The organism is Paenibacillus sp. sgz302115 (assembly GCF_056120445.1).
This window is the reverse complement of sequence record NZ_JBVYOK010000003.1, coordinates 215,434-232,458: the sequence shown is the minus strand read 5'-3', so window position 1 is coordinate 232,458 and position 17,025 is coordinate 215,434. Positions and strand designations below refer to the sequence as shown.

The following is a 17,025-nucleotide window of genomic DNA, read 5'->3' as shown; positions in this document are numbered from 1 at the left end:
CATTTACTCCCAAGTAGAAACAGGGATCAGCTCAAGACAGCTAATCCCTTGATCTCTTGCCTGTTGGATGTTCTGTATCTATTATTTGTACAGTTTATCGAGTCCTTGTTGGATTTGCTTAACGGTATCGTCAAGCGTTGCTTCATTGAAGAAGAAAGGAGCCAGCTTGTCATCAATAACCTTCATCATTTCGTTCCATTTAGGATTCAGCGGCTCGGCGTACAGCTTGGATTCACTGAATGCCGCCATGTTGATTTTCTTGCCGCCATACTCCGCGTTAACAAACGCATCGCTGGTCAAAGCAGGCTTGGTAGCCGGAGCATCCTGACCGCTCTCAATAATCGGCATTTGCGCTTCCAGTGCAGTCAGTCCGCTAATGATTTTAAATGACTCTTCCTGATGCTTGGACTGTTTGGTAATTGTCAGACCATTGAAGAATGCATTGGTCTCACCCCAGATCGGTGAAATATCCCAGTTAATGCCTTCAACCTTGGACAAGGAGCCGATGTTCCAGAAGCCTGTGGTTTCCATTGCGATTTTACCTTGAGCGAACAGCGGATCTGCGCCAACGTTCCCCATATCTGCAATTTCAGTAGTTGTTGGGGAAGTACCGTACTTGTAGCTCATATCATTCAGCAATTGCAGGGCGTCACGAACCTGTGGTGTATCGAAGGTAGGCTTGTTATTCGCATCAAACAGCGAACCGCCATTCTGGTAGACTAGCTGCATCCACTGCGGCCACCAGGAGCCTGGATAGTATCCCCATTGAACCGTCTTGCCGCCTTCCTTAACGGTCAGCTTTTTCGCTGCCTCAAGCAGCTCCTTCTGCGTCCAATCCTTGGTAGGGTAAGCCACACCCGCTTTGTCGAACAGGTCTTTGTTGTAGAAAAGCACCATCGCTCCTGCACGGTCCAGCAAGCCGTATTGCTTGCCCTGGTAGCTCATAAGACTTGCAATATCATCGCTGTATCTTTCTTTCATATCCAGTTTGCTTGCAGTAATAAAATCATCAAGAGGGATAATTTGCTCCTTGCTCGCGTATACCTGATAGTTTTCAGCAATCATCATAATATCGGGCGGCGTTCCGCCAGCGATCATCGTCTGAACCTTCTGATCATAGTCACCGGCTACAAGCAGCACATTGACGTTGATATTCGGGTTCGTTTTCTTCACGATTTCAAGACGTTGCTCCATAACCTTCTTGTCACTCTCAGAGCCCCACATCGTTAACGTCAGATCAACCGGTTTGTCTGAAACTGCATTGCTGCCGCCGCCATTTGAACTGGATGCCTTGTCCGAATTGTTATTGCCGCCTCCACATCCAGACAGAACACTAACAACGACAAGCATCATTACCATTAAAAATCCCAGTTTGCGTTTCATTGTAAACCTCCCTTTTATTTTCGAAGCAAGTTGGCATAGACAGTTTATGAAACGGATTTCATGTAATGGGTTTCATTTGTGGTAAAAAGAATACCCGCTCTGCACGGGCCTGTTAATTTATTTTAAAACCACATGAATGAAAAGGGTTTCATTAGCTGTGGATTTATTATATGACCACATCTTGGGAACTGTCAACCACTGCTGCGAAACTTTTTAATTTGTCCGAAGAAAATAAAGTACTAGACCATAACATGCACCTTTACTTGGTCTTTTCTTACCACTGTATTTTCATCTCATATAGAGCAAATTCACCTCTGTCATCTAAATTGATATTGCCAACTAATTCAAAACCTAAACTTTCATATAAATCGCGTAACTTTTTCTTGCTCCACCCTGTATCTAATCTTAAAAAGCCAATGTTTCTTTTTCTACACTCTTCTTTGGCGAATTCAATCATTTTCCGCGATAATCCTTTTCCAGAATACTCCCTTCTAACACATAACTTATGTATATATCCTGCTTCGTTCTCTTTTGCTTTCGGCCAAAACAGGGCATCATTCCATTGTAAGATCATACAACAAGCATTCTCGTCTAAAACTTTGCCTATGTAAAAGTCATCTTCTTTTATACCCACCAATAACTTTTCTCTTGTAAGATATTCGTCTTTCCAAACACTTAAGCCAACTGAACGTCCCCATGCTGTTACTTCTTTCATTATACTAATAGCGGTATTAACGTCTCCGCTTAAAACTTTAAAGTTATTTTTCATAATGTTCCCCCCTAATTTTTCTTTCAACATTACTTCAAGCCCCCGGTACTGCTTCTCACTACCAGCTTAGGCTGCAAAACAATCTGTTTCTTCGGATTCTTCCCGTTGATGATCTGATGCAGCGTCTCTACGGCAAGCTCCCCAAGCTCGTTCGTATTCTGCGAAACGGTTGTCAGCTCCGGAATTACCGCAGTAGACAACGGAGTGTCATCGAAGCCAACAATAGAAATATCGCCGGGGATATGCAGACCATGCTGGGCAGCCGCCTTAATTGCTCCAATCGCCGTAAAGTCATTTACACATAATACAGCCGTCGGTCTATGCTCCTGATCCAGCATCTGATTCATCAGCTCCCGGCCTCCCGGTACAGAGAACTCTCCGGATTTCAGCCACTCCTTGCGCAGCTCCAGCCCATGTTCCTTCAGCTTCTTTTTGACGGCCTTGATCTTCACTTGCGTTGTTGCGGTATCGTCCATCCCGCCAATGAAACCAATGTCCTTGTGGCCTAAATCAATCAAATGCTGTGTGGCAAGCGCAGCGCCTGCGGCTTCATCCGTATAGATCCGGTGCAGGCCGCTCTTGGGCAAATTGCCGTTCACGAGGACAATGGGCACATGCTTTGACAGCTCGATAACCTCCTGCGCCAGCTCCGGGGGACAATTGGCCAGATTGATTCTCCCCCCCAAAAAGATAATTCCATCGACTCTTTTCTCCCGGAGAATACTGAGGAACTCAGACTCCCGGTTGTAATTCCCTGCCGTGTTGCACAGGAAGAAGGAATAGCCTTTTACTCTAGCCACGTTCTCCGCCCCCCAGAACACCTCCGGGAAGAAAGGGTTAGTGATGTCCGGAAGGATCATGGCAATGGTCCCGGTCTCCTTCTTAAGCAAGCTCCGTGCGAGCGCATTCGGCTGGAATTGATATTTCTCTATAATCTTATTTATGGTCTCACGGGTGCTCGCCTTGACCGGAGCTGTATCATTCAGTACCCGCGAAACCGTTGCCACGGATACATTGGCTTCCTTCGCTATGTCATAAATAGTGATTGTTTTCATATATTCCCTTCCTTAGTCCTATTCTTAAGATCATAATACCAGAAGATATGCCTTATGTAACGGATTACATACAAGCCTAGCACCAAGCAATTTCACACATTAAATTGACATTGCTGAGGATGAATCGTAAAATAACTTAGCACTAAGTTATTTAGTTCTAAGTTATATTCTATATAAGTTGAACTTTGTTTTTTTCATATTTGGGCCTAGCCGTAACTGCGGGGAATGTTTGGACTTCCGGCCGCTGTTATGTTTGGATTTCTCTGATTGGAACCGCTGATCGCGGTAGAAATCCAAACATAAAGGCGGACGCTACCGCTCCTCCAGTTCCAAACTTCCCCTCCGCTACTCCCGCCCTTTTATTCTTTTTTCAATTTCAACTTATATAGACTACTCTCCCCATAAAATGAGGTGGCCATCATCACAGACAGAATCAAGGATTTATTGGAGGCGCAGAAGTTATTTTTTGACGTGTATAAAAAATGGAACAACGAGATCAGCAGGCAGAATCCGACCGAGCTTTCCTTCAATCATCACCAAATTCTTAAAATATTGCAGGACCGGGGCCCTCAGCAGCCGTCGGCGCTTTCTGAAGAGCTGCAGATTACCACTGGCGGCATCACGGGTCTAACCAGCAAGCTTGTGAAGGAGGGTTACGCAAACCGGGTATTCAATGAGAAGGACCGGCGGACAGTCATTCTGGAAATCACGGACCTTGGCCGGGACACCTTGAATGTTGCACTGCAATATAGGGATAAGATGACCGAAAATTTTCTGGCGGAAGTCCCCTCTGCGGATATCCATGAGCTAAGAAGAATTCTGGAAGTGATCTTGTCGAAATGACCAGCAGCCGCAAAGGAGTCGATTACATGAAGACGTTAATGGATGCTTCGTTGTATCCCAATATGCAGGAAGTAAAAAGATGGCTCGAAGAGCTTAACGGCTTCGGGCCCAGATATACGGGCAATGCCGCGCATAAGCAGTCTGTGGACTGGTTTCAGGCGGAGCTGGAGAAGCTGGGGCTTACGGTTAGCAGAGATCGGCACCTTTTTACAAGATGGGAAGCAAAGAGCTGGGGCCTATCCATCATGAACGAGGCTGGCAGCTTCGAAGATGTGCCTGTTACCTTCTATTACCCCTATTCGGGTGAAACCCCGGCAGATGGTGTGACCGGAGAGCTGGTCTATTGCGGCAAAGGCTCGGCGAATGCCTTTCAGAAGGCTGCCGGCAAAATTGCTGTGGTTGAGGTTGCGAATCCGAAGCTTCCCTCCAGGCTTTTATTCTCGACAAGATCATCTTATCCGGCTGCAGCCGCCAAGTCGCCCTCATTCATCATGAACCCTTTGCTGGGAGCGATACTGAGGGGGCCCAAGCTGGAGGAAGCGCACAAAGCCGGGGTACTCGGTGTAATTTGCATATGGAACAAGTTCTCGGAACACAATGCGAAGGGACAATATTTGCCTTTCACCACTGCCCATCAGCAATGTCCTGCACTTTGGGTTGGCAAAGACACCGGAAAGCAACTGAAGCAAGCGGCTCTGAACCAAGTTAAAGCAAGATTGGTGCTGCATGCCGAGGTTACTCCCCAGGACAGCAGCGATACGATCTATGCCGTACTCCCCGGGATGCATAAGGAGGAGGTTATCCTTGTGAATACTCATACGGACGGACCTAATGCCTGTGAGGAAAACGGCGGAGTGGGCCTGCTGGCGATGGCTAAGTACTTTTCCCGGCTTCCGCTTGAACGCCGCAACCGCAGTATTGTTTTTGTATTCGTGACCGGCCATTTTCAAATTCCTCAATTCGGTGTTCATGGACAGGCGACAACCCGTTGGCTGAAAGATCATCTTGAGCTGTGGAATGGTGAAGGAGGCCACAAGCGGGCGGTGGCAGGAATCACGCTGGAGCATCTTGGCTGCAAGGAATGGCGGGATGACCGCCTGCATGAGCACTACAGCTACACCGGCAATATCGAGCATGAATTTGTGTATACTGCGAACACGGAAATGGACCGGATCTATCTGGACTGTGTAAAAGAACGCTCAAAGGTCCGAACCACCACGCTCAGACCTAAAGGCTCACTTTATTTTGGCGAAGGACAACCTCTGTATAACGCGAAAATTCCAACGATCTCGCTGATTCCGACACCCGATTATTTATGCGCGGAAGCAGAAGACGGGTTCATGGGTATGATGGATCTGGACCTGATGATGGAGCAAATTGAGACCTTTACGAAGGTAGCAGCGACCCTGGATGCTTCTCCTACTGAAGAATTAGGCGGTATAGAGGCTCCGGCCTTCAGTGTATTGGAATTGTTCATTAAAACAGAGCAGTAGCAGCTATAAGTTGAACTTTAGATTTTCATGTTGGGTCTGGTCGTAACTGCGGGGAATGTTTGGACTTCCGGCCGCTGTTGTTCACAGATTTCCTGCCACCCTTTCTATATCACATCACTCATAATAGACAAAAGGCTGATCTTTCCTATTCCTGCTCCCTGATTGCTGTATCCTAAATGTTCTGTGTCAATTTCGATTTTAATAGATTATAATGTCGATATATGGAAGGAAAGATACATTTTTGATGGGGGACAGCAACGTGTACTGTCATGCATGTGGAACCAAAAATACAACAGGGGCAAAAGTATGTACCCGTTGTGGCACAAAATTATTAACAAACGAAACACAGCCGGCGCCTGGTGCGCAGACCCGTGCTGAAACGGCAGCGGGACTTGAACCGAGAATGTCGCCGGGGGGACCGGCAAGAACATCCGCGCCAGCACCTCAGTCCAAGGGAGCGGGCCTTGTGTTTGCCTGGATCATTCCGCTGCTGCTGCTTGGCGTAGTCTTTGCCGGCCTTGCTCTTTTGTACAAGTATGAATTGCAGATGAACCGCGACGTAGAGGCGCTGCAAGAGAAAGCCCAGACTGAAGCGTTGGAAGGCCGATATGCGGAGGCGCTCGCGTTGCTTAATTCTGCGGTTGCCAAGCGGCCAAATTATGAGGCGCTCACTCAGGACAGAGCAGTCACGGCCGAGGCCGCCGAATGGCAGGATAAGCTTAAATCAGCAGCAGAGGGGCTGAAGAAGCAGAAGCTTCAGGCAAGCGAGGCTACAATCAATACCCTTGCGAAGGCGCTCGCTGCACGGAAGGAACCGGTATTTACTTCGCTGCGCAAGGAGCTGGCAGCCGATCAGACCTTGCTGGCAGTGATGAAGGTGAAGAGCGAGCTGGATAAGCTGAATACTGTGGATAAACTAGCTGCCAAGCTGAATTCAGTTGCCAAGCTGAAAGGTAACGAAGCCGAGGCTGTGAAGAAGCAGATTATCAGCAAGCTGGCAGGGCTCAGCTACAGTACAGCCGAGAAGCTGCTGAAGAAGAAGGATTTTGCCGGTGCACTACAGGCTGTAGACAAAGGTCTATCCTACGCACCGGAGAATGAAAAGTTAAGCACCTACCGCAAACGAATTCAGAGCGAGAAGCAGGCTTTTGAGCGGGCTGAGCAAGAACGCATCGAGCTTGCTGCGCAGCAGGCTGCCGCAGAGGATCTGAAGAACCGTACAGCAGCGGTTGAGGTGAAGGGGATCAATGTCACTCTCGATGAATATGGCGACCTGCAAATCAGCGGAACAATCAGCAATAAGGCAACACGAACGATCTACTCCATTGATTTAACTCTGGGGATTTATGATGAATCCGGCGCTGCGTTGGGTCAGACATATGTGAGCGTGAATCCATATCGTATCGCACCCGGTGAGTCCGGCGATTTTACGACTACCTATTACGGAGTCTATGAGCAGGCACAGGTGTCTGTGGTCAATGCAACATGGTATTTGGAATAGGAGGCCGTAATTTATGTCTGCAAAAGTATGGGTAAGTATGCTCTCATGTTTATTTATTCTGGGGGCAGGAACAGCAGGAGCGATGTACATACATAAGTCTGCCGAACAACAGTTGGATCGTGGACCGCTGCTGGCTGCAGCTCCAGCGAATACCGCGAAGTCAACTACAACGTCCGTTCAAGACAAACAGCCTAAGACACGCAAAGAAATCATTGAAGCCAGCCAAAAACGGGTCGTCACCATTGAGAGCGGGGATTCGCTGGGCTCGGGATTCTTGTACAACAGCCAAGGGGATCTTTTGACAAATGCGCATGTGGTCGAAGGGTCAACCGAGGTCACCATCCGCACATTGAGTCATGAAGAATACCAGGGTACGGTGATTGGAGTCGGGGTGGATACGGATATTGCTGTAGTCCGTGTGCCCAAAATGAAAGGCATGGTCCCCTTGACCATTGCCCGCACACATAAGGCGGAGATTGGGGATGAAATTCTGGCCCTGGGCAGTCCGTTAGGCTTAGAAAATACCGTAACCACCGGGATTGTCAGCGGTATTGACCGCGATTTTGATATAGATCCTTATGTATACAGCAATATGATTCAAATTTCCGCCCCCATCACCCACGGGAACAGCGGTGGACCGCTGGTGGATGCCATCACCGGAGAAGTGCTTGGCATTAACTCCGCCACCGCTGGTGAAGGTCCGGGTATTGGCTTCAGTATTCCAATCTCCAGTGTGCTTAATCAGGTGGAGGAATGGTCCAAGAATCCGCTGACGGAAGCGGCCCGCTCAAGCAATGAAACAGCAACAAATTCAAATGCAGGCACAAATACCAATTCAAATACAGGTTCTGATGCAGGCACAGATGAAGATAATGATGAAGATTACTCTAGTGCCGAGGAATTGGTACTCTATTTCTATGAGAGCCTGAATAATAGTGATTATGTAACAGCTTACTCTCTGCTCGGCAGCGATTGGCAGAGCACAACAAGCTATGAAAATTTCCGCAATGGTTACCTGAAGACCAATAATGTAGCGGTCTATGGAATCGAGGCAGTCGAAGAAAACGAAGACAGCGCCACGGTGAATGCTTTCATTATAGCCGAGGAACGACGTGACAGCGGAACCGTCAACCAGAAATATCAGCTCACCTACACGCTGGGAGTAGAGAACGGGGAACTGAAGATTTTGCATGGAAATGGCAAGAAGGTGAAGTGAAGACTTGAACTTAAAAAAATCATATAAAAGGTAGGAGTGCGGAGGGGAAGTTTGGAACTGGAGGAGCGCTAGCGTCCGCCTGAGAGCTTTCCGTAGGAAAGCTGGCATCGTAAGCATGGGCTGTTCACAGATTTCAACCGCTAGCAGCGGTCTCAAATCAGGAAATCTGTGAACAACAGCGGCCGGAAGTCCAAACATTCCCCGTAGTTACGACCAATACCCTAATAAGAAAATCAAAAGTTCAACTTATATATGTGCTAATTATTCATTTGTTTTCTTCTGGTATTTCAAAAAAATCATATAAACCAGGCATATCATGATGTCCTAAGGTTGTGCTTTTCCCCTCTTTATCAATAAATCCATAATCAGCCTCTCCAATAGGTAAATACTGCTTGAAGAAGGTAATCCGGTTAGAAGTAATCGTCGGCTGCTTACCCACCTCTTCTGCAATGCTTGGGAGAAAAAATGGCCCTTTTATTGTTCCCTTTTCATCAAACCGTGCCACCCACTTTTGCTCCAATCGCCCATTTACTGCTTCAAGGTATTCTATTCCATTCCCCATACTCATGAATACTTGGTTAGCCTTTCCTTCAGGAAAATAGTAATACAGAGTGTGGCTTTCAATGCTTTGGGTTATTGTTTTAAGTAGACGTACAGTTGGAAGTTTTAAGGTCGCTTGACGGGCTTCTGCCAAATTGGCTGATTTCGTTTTTTCTATCATTTCTTGAGTTGGTTTCACTACATAAACATTACGTTCATAAGGATTCCAGGCAATATAGGCATCTGTTGCTTCAGCAATAAAGCGCAAAGGTACCATTACACTTCCATTTTTAATTAGAGAAGCCACAGGCAGGTTTACCTTATTTGAACCTATAGTTGCTGAATTCTGACCTGCAATAAGTGTAATAGTTTTATTATCATGAACAATGGTGACCGTTTTATTTGAGTTGTTCCATGTAACGCTAATACCCGGGATTTTTTTCAATACACTTAAGGGAACTATAGTCGTTCCGTGGTCAATGTACGGGGAAGCTTCCGGAACTACAAATTCGTTATTAACAAAGATAGAAATGATACCGGGACTACTTGCCGCCGCTGTTCCTGACACAGTTGCAAATACTAATATGGTGAGTAAACACGTCTTTAAATATTTTCTCATTATTTTACTCCTCCTTCATAATATTGGTACATTTAATAGCCGAACTATATTATAAAATGGAAAGCAACGATTTGCTACTTTTCTTTATTTAAGTCAAATTAGTGCAAAAACACCTTCAAGATTTTCTTCCTATCTAACGATAGGATTCCATTCTCTTGAAGGTGTTTTGATTGTCTTACGTTACGGGGTCATTCCGGGCGCAAAATATCAATATGTGCAAACTGAGAGAGGTCCTCTACAAAACCCGGATAGGATACGTCAATACAGCCGCAATTGCGGATAATCGAAGGCTCATCCATGCTGCTGGCCAGCACAGCGGCGGTCATGGCGATCCGGTGATCACCGCAGCTCTCTACAATGGCAGGTGATGGACGCTGGCCGCCATGAATGACCATTTCGTCTTCACTGCAGGAGGTTTCCACACCAAAAGCGCCCAGCACCCCCGCAGTAGTCTGAATCCGGTTCGTATCCTTGTCTTTTAATTCCCGGCAATTCCTAATCACAGTGTTCCCTTCCGCAAACGCCGCTACCGCAGCCAGCAAAGGAACCTCGTCGATCAGGCTCTGTATTCGCTCATTGCCTTCAGCCAGGACTGAGGACAACCGGGTCCCGGGTGCACAATGGATATCGGCAACCGGCTCCCCGGACATCAGCTCCTCCTCCTTGTGCAGCGTCAAGCAAAGTCCCATCTCTCTGAGCAGGTGGATGAACCCGATCCGGGTCGGATTGACGCCTACCCGCTTAATCGTGAGGCTGCCCTTGCGCTCCATTCCCCGAATAGCATATGCAGTCAGCAGAAAAGCCGCTGAGGACAAGTCGCCCGGAACAATCACATCCTTGGCGGAAAAGGGTCTGCCTCCCCTCAGGGAAGTAACATCGCCCTCGGATTGAATGTCTATCCCGAAATACTGCATTAGGCGTTCGGTATGATCCCTGCTCTGGCAGCTTTGCCGATAACGTGTGACTCCATCCGCGTACAATCCCGCGAACAGCAGAGCTGACTTTTCCTGCGCGCTGAATACAGTGGCTTCTACATCTATGGGAGACAGTGGCGCTGTCCCCTGAATCCGCAAAGGCAGACAGCCTTTTGTACCCAGATATTCAATGACAGCCCCCATGTCCGTCAGCGGCTTCACCACCCAATCCATCGGTCTTGCCGAGAGCAATGCATTCCCGCTGAGTTCCGCTGCAAAAGTCTGTCCTGCCAGAATAGACAATATCAGCCGGGCGGATGTGGCCGTATTCCCGATCTCGAGCCTGCCCTCCGGTTCCTGCAAGCCCCGCAGCCCTCTTCCATGCACAGACAGGTCAGCACCATTCCATGCAAACGTTACACCTAATTGGCGCAAAATAGCGGTGCAGCTCTGAGTGTCACGGGAGCGCAGCACACCCCGCACGGTGCCTCTGCCTTCGGCAATAGCGTTCAGGACAATAGCCCGCTGGGAGATGGATTTGTCTCCGGGAACCGAATCGAACACCAGAGAGCCCATCTCCCGCTTTGCTCTGATCCGCAAGTCACACTTTGCCGGTAGTTCGACTCTGCTCTGTACCAATTCCATTTCTGATCACCTCGTCATCCGAGAGTATTTGCGAGTAGTCCATATCTCTTCCGGGAGCCAGTGGAATCCGCCGGTCGCCCTTTGCCGCGTAGCTGCGGTAACGCTGTCTTTTACGCTCCAGTCCAAGGTTGTTCTCAAACGTATAATCGACCAGTTCAATCGCATTCCGGCGCAGCGCAAGCGCAAGCAGATCAGCGCCTGTCTTCGTACGCACCATTACCGTGGATGAAGCTTTGGCGGATACTCCGGCCTTGCTGGAATCAAAAATGTTGGGGTCTCCATCCGAAATGGAGATATCGGCAATGCCTGACCACCAATCCGGGCAAGCGAGGCAGCGGAACGTCTTGAACTTCTTGAATTCCTCCACCAGCCTGTAAAAGGGAAGAAAATGCTCCTCACCCTGCCGGGTTCTGACTACAAATTGCCCCGGATATTGCCCTTCCCGGTAACGCATAAAGACAACATCAGCCAGGTCGATGCCAAGGATTTCTGTAATCAGATGCTCGGTACCGCCAAGGGAGGTATTGGAGGCACAACCAAGCTCAATCGTGAACGCTACCTTGTCTGCCAGTATAGAGGAAGGCAAATGCTCCGGAAGATTCAGCAGCCTGTTGATTCCTTGAATCTGGCAAGGCACACCGATAATGCCGATCTTATCGTATCTGCCATCCTTCAACAGATCCAGATTGGGCGTAATGCAGTAGCTGGTCTGCGCGCACTCGATAATCCGGTCCACTGAATCGGCAAGGTACGCCTTCGGCACCCAGGGGCGTTCCTGCTCCCTCCCCACAACAATTACTGCGTCGGCCACCTTCTCCTCCAGCGCCGTGATCGCCAGAATCGTCCCTGCCCCGCCGGCCGCCACCCGGCCAAGGATCGCCGGGTCTGTTGCCGATAATTGATGGGTGGACAGGTAGATACCGGTCCAGCGTTCAACCTCGGACCGGTTGCGGCCGAAAATGCGGCGCTCGGACTCCATCACGCCTGTATCATACCCCGGGCACACCTCTGAACAGAGGTTGCAGCTTCCGCAGGTGTCGGCCGCCTGGCTCTCCTGGCCCTGAAATACGGGAAGCGGAACGGAATCCCCGTTCATCGAGAGCAGCCCTTGAGGGCATACTGCGGCGCATAATCCGCAGGAAGCACAGAGCGATAGATCAAGAATCTCTTCTTTGAGGGTAATAAAAGATGTCATCTCAGCACCTTGCCTTCCTCATAATCTCACGCCGCTCAGCGCGGAATAGACTTCTCTGGTTCTGTCAGCAATAGGCTGCCAGTCATACCGCAGCCGGACTTCCCGCCGGGCTGCCTCCGCAAGATGCTCCCCTTCTTCAGAATTACGGAGCAGATACAGAATCCGGTCCGCAAGCATATGCGGATCTCCGGGAATGGCAGTGAGTCCGGTCCGCCCGTGCTCCACAATCTCGGCAAGTCCTCCTATGTCGGACACAACTACCGGTGTACCGCTTCCCATCGCTTCAAGCGCTACAATACCGAAGGGCTCATACAAGCTGGGAAATACACAGACATCGGCGATGTCCAGCAGATAGCTTTTCTCCAGACTGCCCACGAAGCCTGTGAACCGTACACTTGTACCAAGCCCGGCCGCACTGGCTTCCAGTTCAGCGAGCATAGGGCCCCGGCCTGCAATAATGCATGTGCAATGCGGAAACTCCCGGAGCACCTCATGCATGCTTTCGAGCAGCACCTGTACCCCTTTTTCCTTGACCAGCCTGCCAATGAACAAGACAATCTTCCCGCCCTCCTGCGCATATTGCTCTCTTCTGAAGGAATGGGCAGGCATAAGCTCCAGGGAACGAAGATCAATGCCGTTAGGAATCACCTCTGTCCTCTGCTTGTCCAGGGCATGCACGGCGCAGACCTCTGTCTGCATGTGCAGACTGCATACAATAACCTTGTCCGACGAAGAGACCAGTTCATGTTCAATGGAATGGATGTTATGCTGCTGTGGGGTGAACAACCCCTGATTTCTCCCATGCTCTGTAGCATGGATCGTCGTAACTAGCGGTAGCTTATAGCGCTGGCGCAGAAGAAGAGCCGCATAACCAACCAGCCAATCATGCGCGTGAATCAGATCGAACCGTATGTTCCCGCTTAGCCGGGCTGTAACGTAATCCACAATTGCCAGATTGAATTGAAGCACCCAATCCTCGAAGTCAGTCAGGTTCTCATAGGAATTCACACGGTGCACGTGTACGCCGTTCTCCACCTCCAGAACGGGCCGCCCGGGCGCAGTATTGGTGACTACATGGACTGCCGCCTGCCCGGCCTGCAAATGCCTGGACAATTCATAGACATGCGGGGCAATCCCTCCAATCACCAAAGGCGGATACTCCCAGGACAGGATTAAGACAGATACGCTTGATTGCATAGGTTGTCCCCTCCGAATCTCTCAGTGTGCCATAAGTGAATAACCCGTGAAATATTCCCACCACGTATTCTGCTCCAGCAGCGGAGGCGAGGAATGGTCTCTTTGGAAGGAGAGCCAGTCCAAAGACTTCGTACTGCCATCGTCAAAAACATATAAAATATTCGACCTCGAAATCGGTACAAACGTTTGCACTTTTTTGATAATCCCCAAATCCGCGTAATAGTAGCGGTTTCCCGGCCTGGGAATCTGCATGTCCAGCGCTTGTCCAAGCGGCCGGTCCACCGGGAACAGGAATTGGGCAAATTTATTGTCGTCGGAGAGGGCGGTAAGGCGGACAGCCTGCTGCAGCTCATGCCATCCACTTTTAAAATGCCAGGCGATCATGCTCCTTGTGTCTTCGTCCAGCGCAGTCTGGAAGACCAGCTGCGCTCCATCGAACTGCAATCTCTCATCCATGCGCAGCATCTCCTTTGGACAACTGGATGAATTACTCTCGGCCCTCACTCCTGCCACTCCACAATCATTTCAGATACGCCTTCCGGAGGTGATTGGAAGCTATGAGCCATTCCCTGCTCCCAGCGTACGATTCCGGAATCACTCCTTAGCAGAAATTTGAATTCAATCCGGCAATCCGCCGGCAGGCTGATGTCACAGTACCAGGTGGGATACCGGTAGACAATATGGTTATAAAATGGCCCTGCGGCTCTGTCCGCCTCCCATTCTCCAAGCTCATACACATTCCCTGTCACAAAGACCTGTGAATCATAATCCGTGTGTATGTTCTTGACCACCAGCCTTACTGTAACCAGCTTGCCAGTCCATACGGTCACCTCTTCCGCCAGCAGGAACTCCGTCTCCCCGCGACACAGCCCTTGTATCCGGTGTTTGCCTGCCGGTATTGCCGGAACTTTGCATACGATTCTGCCGGTTTGCCAGGAGAGAACATCTGCAGCATACCCGCCAACCGTCAGACTGCCTGTGTCCCCAAAATGTCTTCCCTGAATAATAAGCTCGCTCCCCGGCGGCACCGCTTTGGGGTAGAAGTGCAAGGCTACCGGCTCCTCCGAATCAGACTCATACGCATAGACATAAGCAGACCGCGGAGCTAACACTACATTCTGTATGTCCCCTTCGGCCCCTGCAGCCACTTCACGATCCGGGAAGACTTCTCTCAGTAGGCTGGAATATACACCTTTCGGAAGGGAAGTCGCCAGTGGCGGCAGAACATGTTCGCTCTCTTCCAGACTGATCAGGACCAGGACAGCAGCTCCCCTGTAGCCGCGCTCGAATACCAGCACCCTGTTGTTCACATACAGCAGCCTGGTACTGCCATAGCCAATCGCAAGATTACGTGCTCTTAGATTGTTAAGCTCGGCCAGAATCCGATAGGCAGGTGTCTCTCTGCTGAAGGATCTCATCATGGCACGGTTATGCGGGTCATCCCCTCCGCTCATGTACTGTTCGGTTCCATAGTACACCACGGGCAGGCCCGCGGAAGTCAGCAGCAGCACAAGCGCCAAATCCGTAAGCGAAGGGTCCGCGTCCTGAGTGAACCGGCTCATATCATGATTGTCCAGAAAAATAAGCTGGTCGAACAAATGTTTATAGCTCCCGGAAGCTTCATTCAGCATGCCGGCGAAAGCTTCGAATCCCCGTTCGCCGTAAAAGCTCTCCCGTACGGAGTGAGTGAACATGAAATGCAGCAGGCTCATCCCGCTGCCATTGGCAAAAGCAGCATTATCCTGCGATCTGCCATGTGCCTCAAGGAACCATTCCCCGAAGAGATAAGCCGGTTTTCTGGCATGAATGAATCCATTCAGCGATGTTAGCCAGCCTGGGGGAATATGTTTGGCGGCGTCAATCCGGACACCGTCAACCCCTTGATCCAGCCAGTAGGCAATTCCTTCGCGTAAAAGCTTATCTGCCTGCGGATTCATCTGATCCAGTCCGGCAAGGTCATACAAGTTGCGGTACAGCGAATCCTCGGCATTCAGGAAAGATGTGCCGCCGTTATGAAGGAACACCCGCTCCATATCTCCCGAGTACGCTGCTACAAGCTCTCCGGCGCGGTACAATGCGCCATTCTCCATATAAGCAGGCTGCAGCTCCAGTGCCGGGGATGTATGATTGGGCGTAAAATCAATGATGACCTTCAGTCCATGCTCATGTGCAGTGTTCACCAGGGCTCTGAAGGTGTCCATTGAACCGAAATAAGGGTTGGGCCTGAGGAAATCCCTGGGCCAATAGCCATGATAGGAAGCCGTGCCTGCTTCATCGTCCATGCATACATGGATGTTCTCTGCCGGCTGTGAGATCAGAATCGCAGTGATGCCCATTCCCGTGAGATATCCGTCTTCAATCCTGGCGATAATTCCTTCCCAATCGCCGCCGAGATATTTCCGCAGATTGCTTGAATCCGCACTGAATAGCTCAGCCGGTGGACGGATGCCAGGATTGCCTTCGCAGAACCGGTCGGTAACAATCTGATAAATGCATTCGCCCGGATTCAGCATATTTACGCACCAGAACCGGCCGGGACGGCACTCGCTGCCTGCAACAGAAGGTCCAGCGTTTCTTCCGCCTGTTCGATAAAGAGTACATGAATTTGGAATTTCTGTTCCAGCTCAAGCTTGCGGGCAGTACGCTGTTCATGGGGATATGTCTCATAGTGCCCGTAAGAGGTCTCCAGCTTGTCCGGCAGCAGGAGGGCAAGCGGCCGCCTGGAGTAGATTCTCAGAATTTCAATCGCATCATGAATCTGCTCGTCGTCGTCATAACCGACAATCAGCAGTATAAAATCCGGGTCAAATGTCCGCAGCATCGCGTATCTCAGCGAGTTGAAGGCAATATTCATCGTCGGAAGGATGGAGCTTTGCCCCGCCATGATGATCCACTCGCTGCCGCTGCGCTCTGCCTGATGAATCACAGTGTCTATATAATACGGATACTGCTGAAGCGGACGATGCCCCAGAAACTTGAAAATATCACCTTCGGGCTGCCGGAAGAGAAAGCCGGTTGGTTCCGTGATGAAGGCTGTCGCCGGAATGCCCTGCACTCCAAATTGCCGGTAGAGATTCATTTGCACGGTAAACTTGCCGATGCATCCCCGGGTGGCAAAAATCCCAACTCTCTTAATCGTTCTGGGGCGGGAGAACATCAGCGCCTCCTTCTGGAATTGTCCCAGATAGCTCTCGATTTCCGTGTCGCACGTACCGTAGCGCTCGTCCATCTCTTGAATAAGATGCTCCCTTGGACTATGAACCACATCAATCTTGATTTGCTGCTCCGTCATCCAAGCTAACGTATCCCGGTCATAAATTTCATGCACACTAACCACCCTTAGGCCCCGGTGAGATGCATACAAAACCAGCTGCCGCCATAATCCGGCCAGATCATGCTCGGCGAATACACCCTTGTTCCCGCCAAAAGTGGTGCCCGGATCATTCAAGATCAGGGTATCCGCACCCTTCAGCCCGGCTTCCATTGACCTAAACATAAGTATCCCCGAGCGCTTCCCGTCCACCTGTTCTCCGGCATCTTGCCCGTTCTCCTGCACGAAGTCGATCACCGAGACAATCTCCACATCCAGCAGGTCACGAAAGCGAAGCAGACCCTGCGTTATTTTATTGAATGGATACAGCACGACTCTCTTCAT

The 17,025-nt window shown here is 49.9% G+C and carries 14 protein-coding genes; 4 read left to right on the top strand and 10 right to left on the bottom strand.

The features are described from left to right. Positions 1 to 81 precede the first annotated feature (81 nt). From AC0LWN_RS09260 to AC0LWN_RS09250, 3 genes are all read right to left on the bottom strand, one after another. Entirely contained in the window at positions 82 to 1,383 is a 1,302-nt protein-coding gene (locus AC0LWN_RS09260) for an ABC transporter substrate-binding protein (protein ID WP_474664503.1), read from the bottom strand. A gap of 274 nt (positions 1,384 to 1,657) precedes the next feature. Then, the gene (locus AC0LWN_RS09255; RefSeq protein WP_474664501.1) at positions 1,658 to 2,182 is read right to left on the bottom strand and encodes a GNAT family N-acetyltransferase; all 525 of its coding nucleotides are present in this window, start codon (positions 2,180 to 2,182) and stop codon (positions 1,658 to 1,660) included. Continuing rightward, positions 2,182 to 3,207 (bottom strand): LacI family DNA-binding transcriptional regulator, encoded by a 1,026-nt coding sequence (locus AC0LWN_RS09250; RefSeq protein WP_474664499.1) that lies wholly within the window; start codon positions 3,205 to 3,207, stop codon positions 2,182 to 2,184. Before AC0LWN_RS09250 ends, AC0LWN_RS09255 begins: the two co-directional genes overlap by 1 nt. Before the next feature lie 471 nt (positions 3,208 to 3,678). Between AC0LWN_RS09250 and AC0LWN_RS09245 the strand changes: the two genes are divergently transcribed. The 4 genes from AC0LWN_RS09245 to AC0LWN_RS09230 all read left to right on the top strand — a co-directional run bounded on the left by AC0LWN_RS09245 (position 3,679) and on the right by AC0LWN_RS09230 (position 8,260). Then, on the top strand, positions 3,679 to 4,050 hold the full coding sequence (locus AC0LWN_RS09245; RefSeq protein WP_474664497.1) for a MarR family winged helix-turn-helix transcriptional regulator: 372 nt from the start codon (positions 3,679 to 3,681) through the stop codon (positions 4,048 to 4,050). A 26-nt stretch (positions 4,051 to 4,076) separates the two neighbouring features. Further along, the gene (locus AC0LWN_RS09240) at positions 4,077 to 5,543 is read left to right on the top strand and encodes a zinc-binding metallopeptidase family protein (RefSeq protein WP_474664495.1); all 1,467 of its coding nucleotides are present in this window, start codon (positions 4,077 to 4,079) and stop codon (positions 5,541 to 5,543) included. A gap of 259 nt (positions 5,544 to 5,802) precedes the next feature. Beyond that, on the top strand, positions 5,803 to 7,044 hold the full coding sequence (locus tag AC0LWN_RS09235) for an FxLYD domain-containing protein (protein WP_474664493.1): 1,242 nt from the start codon (positions 5,803 to 5,805) through the stop codon (positions 7,042 to 7,044). Positions 7,045 to 7,057: 13 nt separating this feature from the next. Then, a complete protein-coding gene (locus AC0LWN_RS09230) occupies positions 7,058 to 8,260 on the top strand; it encodes a S1C family serine protease (RefSeq protein ID WP_474664491.1) in 1,203 nt (400 codons plus the stop codon). Positions 8,261 to 8,525: 265 nt separating this feature from the next. Here the strand turns inward: AC0LWN_RS09230 and AC0LWN_RS09225 are convergent, their stop codons facing one another. The 7 genes from AC0LWN_RS09225 to AC0LWN_RS09195 all read right to left on the bottom strand — a co-directional run bounded on the left by AC0LWN_RS09225 (position 8,526) and on the right by AC0LWN_RS09195 (position 17,025). Further along, the gene (locus AC0LWN_RS09225) at positions 8,526 to 9,419 is read right to left on the bottom strand and encodes a copper amine oxidase N-terminal domain-containing protein (RefSeq protein ID WP_474664489.1); all 894 of its coding nucleotides are present in this window, start codon (positions 9,417 to 9,419) and stop codon (positions 8,526 to 8,528) included. A 188-nt stretch (positions 9,420 to 9,607) separates the two neighbouring features. Then, positions 9,608 to 10,978: a 3-phosphoshikimate 1-carboxyvinyltransferase gene (aroA, locus tag AC0LWN_RS09220; protein ID WP_474664487.1), complete on the bottom strand. Its 1,371-nt coding sequence runs from the start codon at positions 10,976 to 10,978 to the stop codon at positions 9,608 to 9,610. Continuing rightward, a complete protein-coding gene (locus AC0LWN_RS09215) occupies positions 10,935 to 12,173 on the bottom strand; it encodes a Coenzyme F420 hydrogenase/dehydrogenase, beta subunit C-terminal domain (RefSeq protein ID WP_474664485.1) in 1,239 nt (412 codons plus the stop codon). Before AC0LWN_RS09215 ends, aroA begins: the two co-directional genes overlap by 44 nt. Positions 12,174 to 12,191: 18 nt before the next feature. After that, a complete protein-coding gene (locus AC0LWN_RS09210) occupies positions 12,192 to 13,370 on the bottom strand; it encodes a glycosyltransferase family 4 protein (RefSeq protein WP_474664483.1) in 1,179 nt (392 codons plus the stop codon). Positions 13,371 to 13,391: 21 nt separating this feature from the next. Next, on the bottom strand, positions 13,392 to 13,826 hold the full coding sequence (locus AC0LWN_RS09205; protein ID WP_474664481.1) for a hypothetical protein: 435 nt from the start codon (positions 13,824 to 13,826) through the stop codon (positions 13,392 to 13,394). A gap of 44 nt (positions 13,827 to 13,870) precedes the next feature. Beyond that, positions 13,871 to 15,883, bottom strand: coding sequence for an alpha-amylase family glycosyl hydrolase (locus AC0LWN_RS09200; RefSeq protein ID WP_474664479.1), 2,013 nt, complete (start codon positions 15,881 to 15,883; stop codon positions 13,871 to 13,873). Between the two features lie 2 nt (positions 15,884 to 15,885). Continuing rightward, positions 15,886 to 17,025 (bottom strand): DUF1611 domain-containing protein, encoded by a 1,140-nt coding sequence (locus tag AC0LWN_RS09195; RefSeq protein WP_474664477.1) that lies wholly within the window; start codon positions 17,023 to 17,025, stop codon positions 15,886 to 15,888.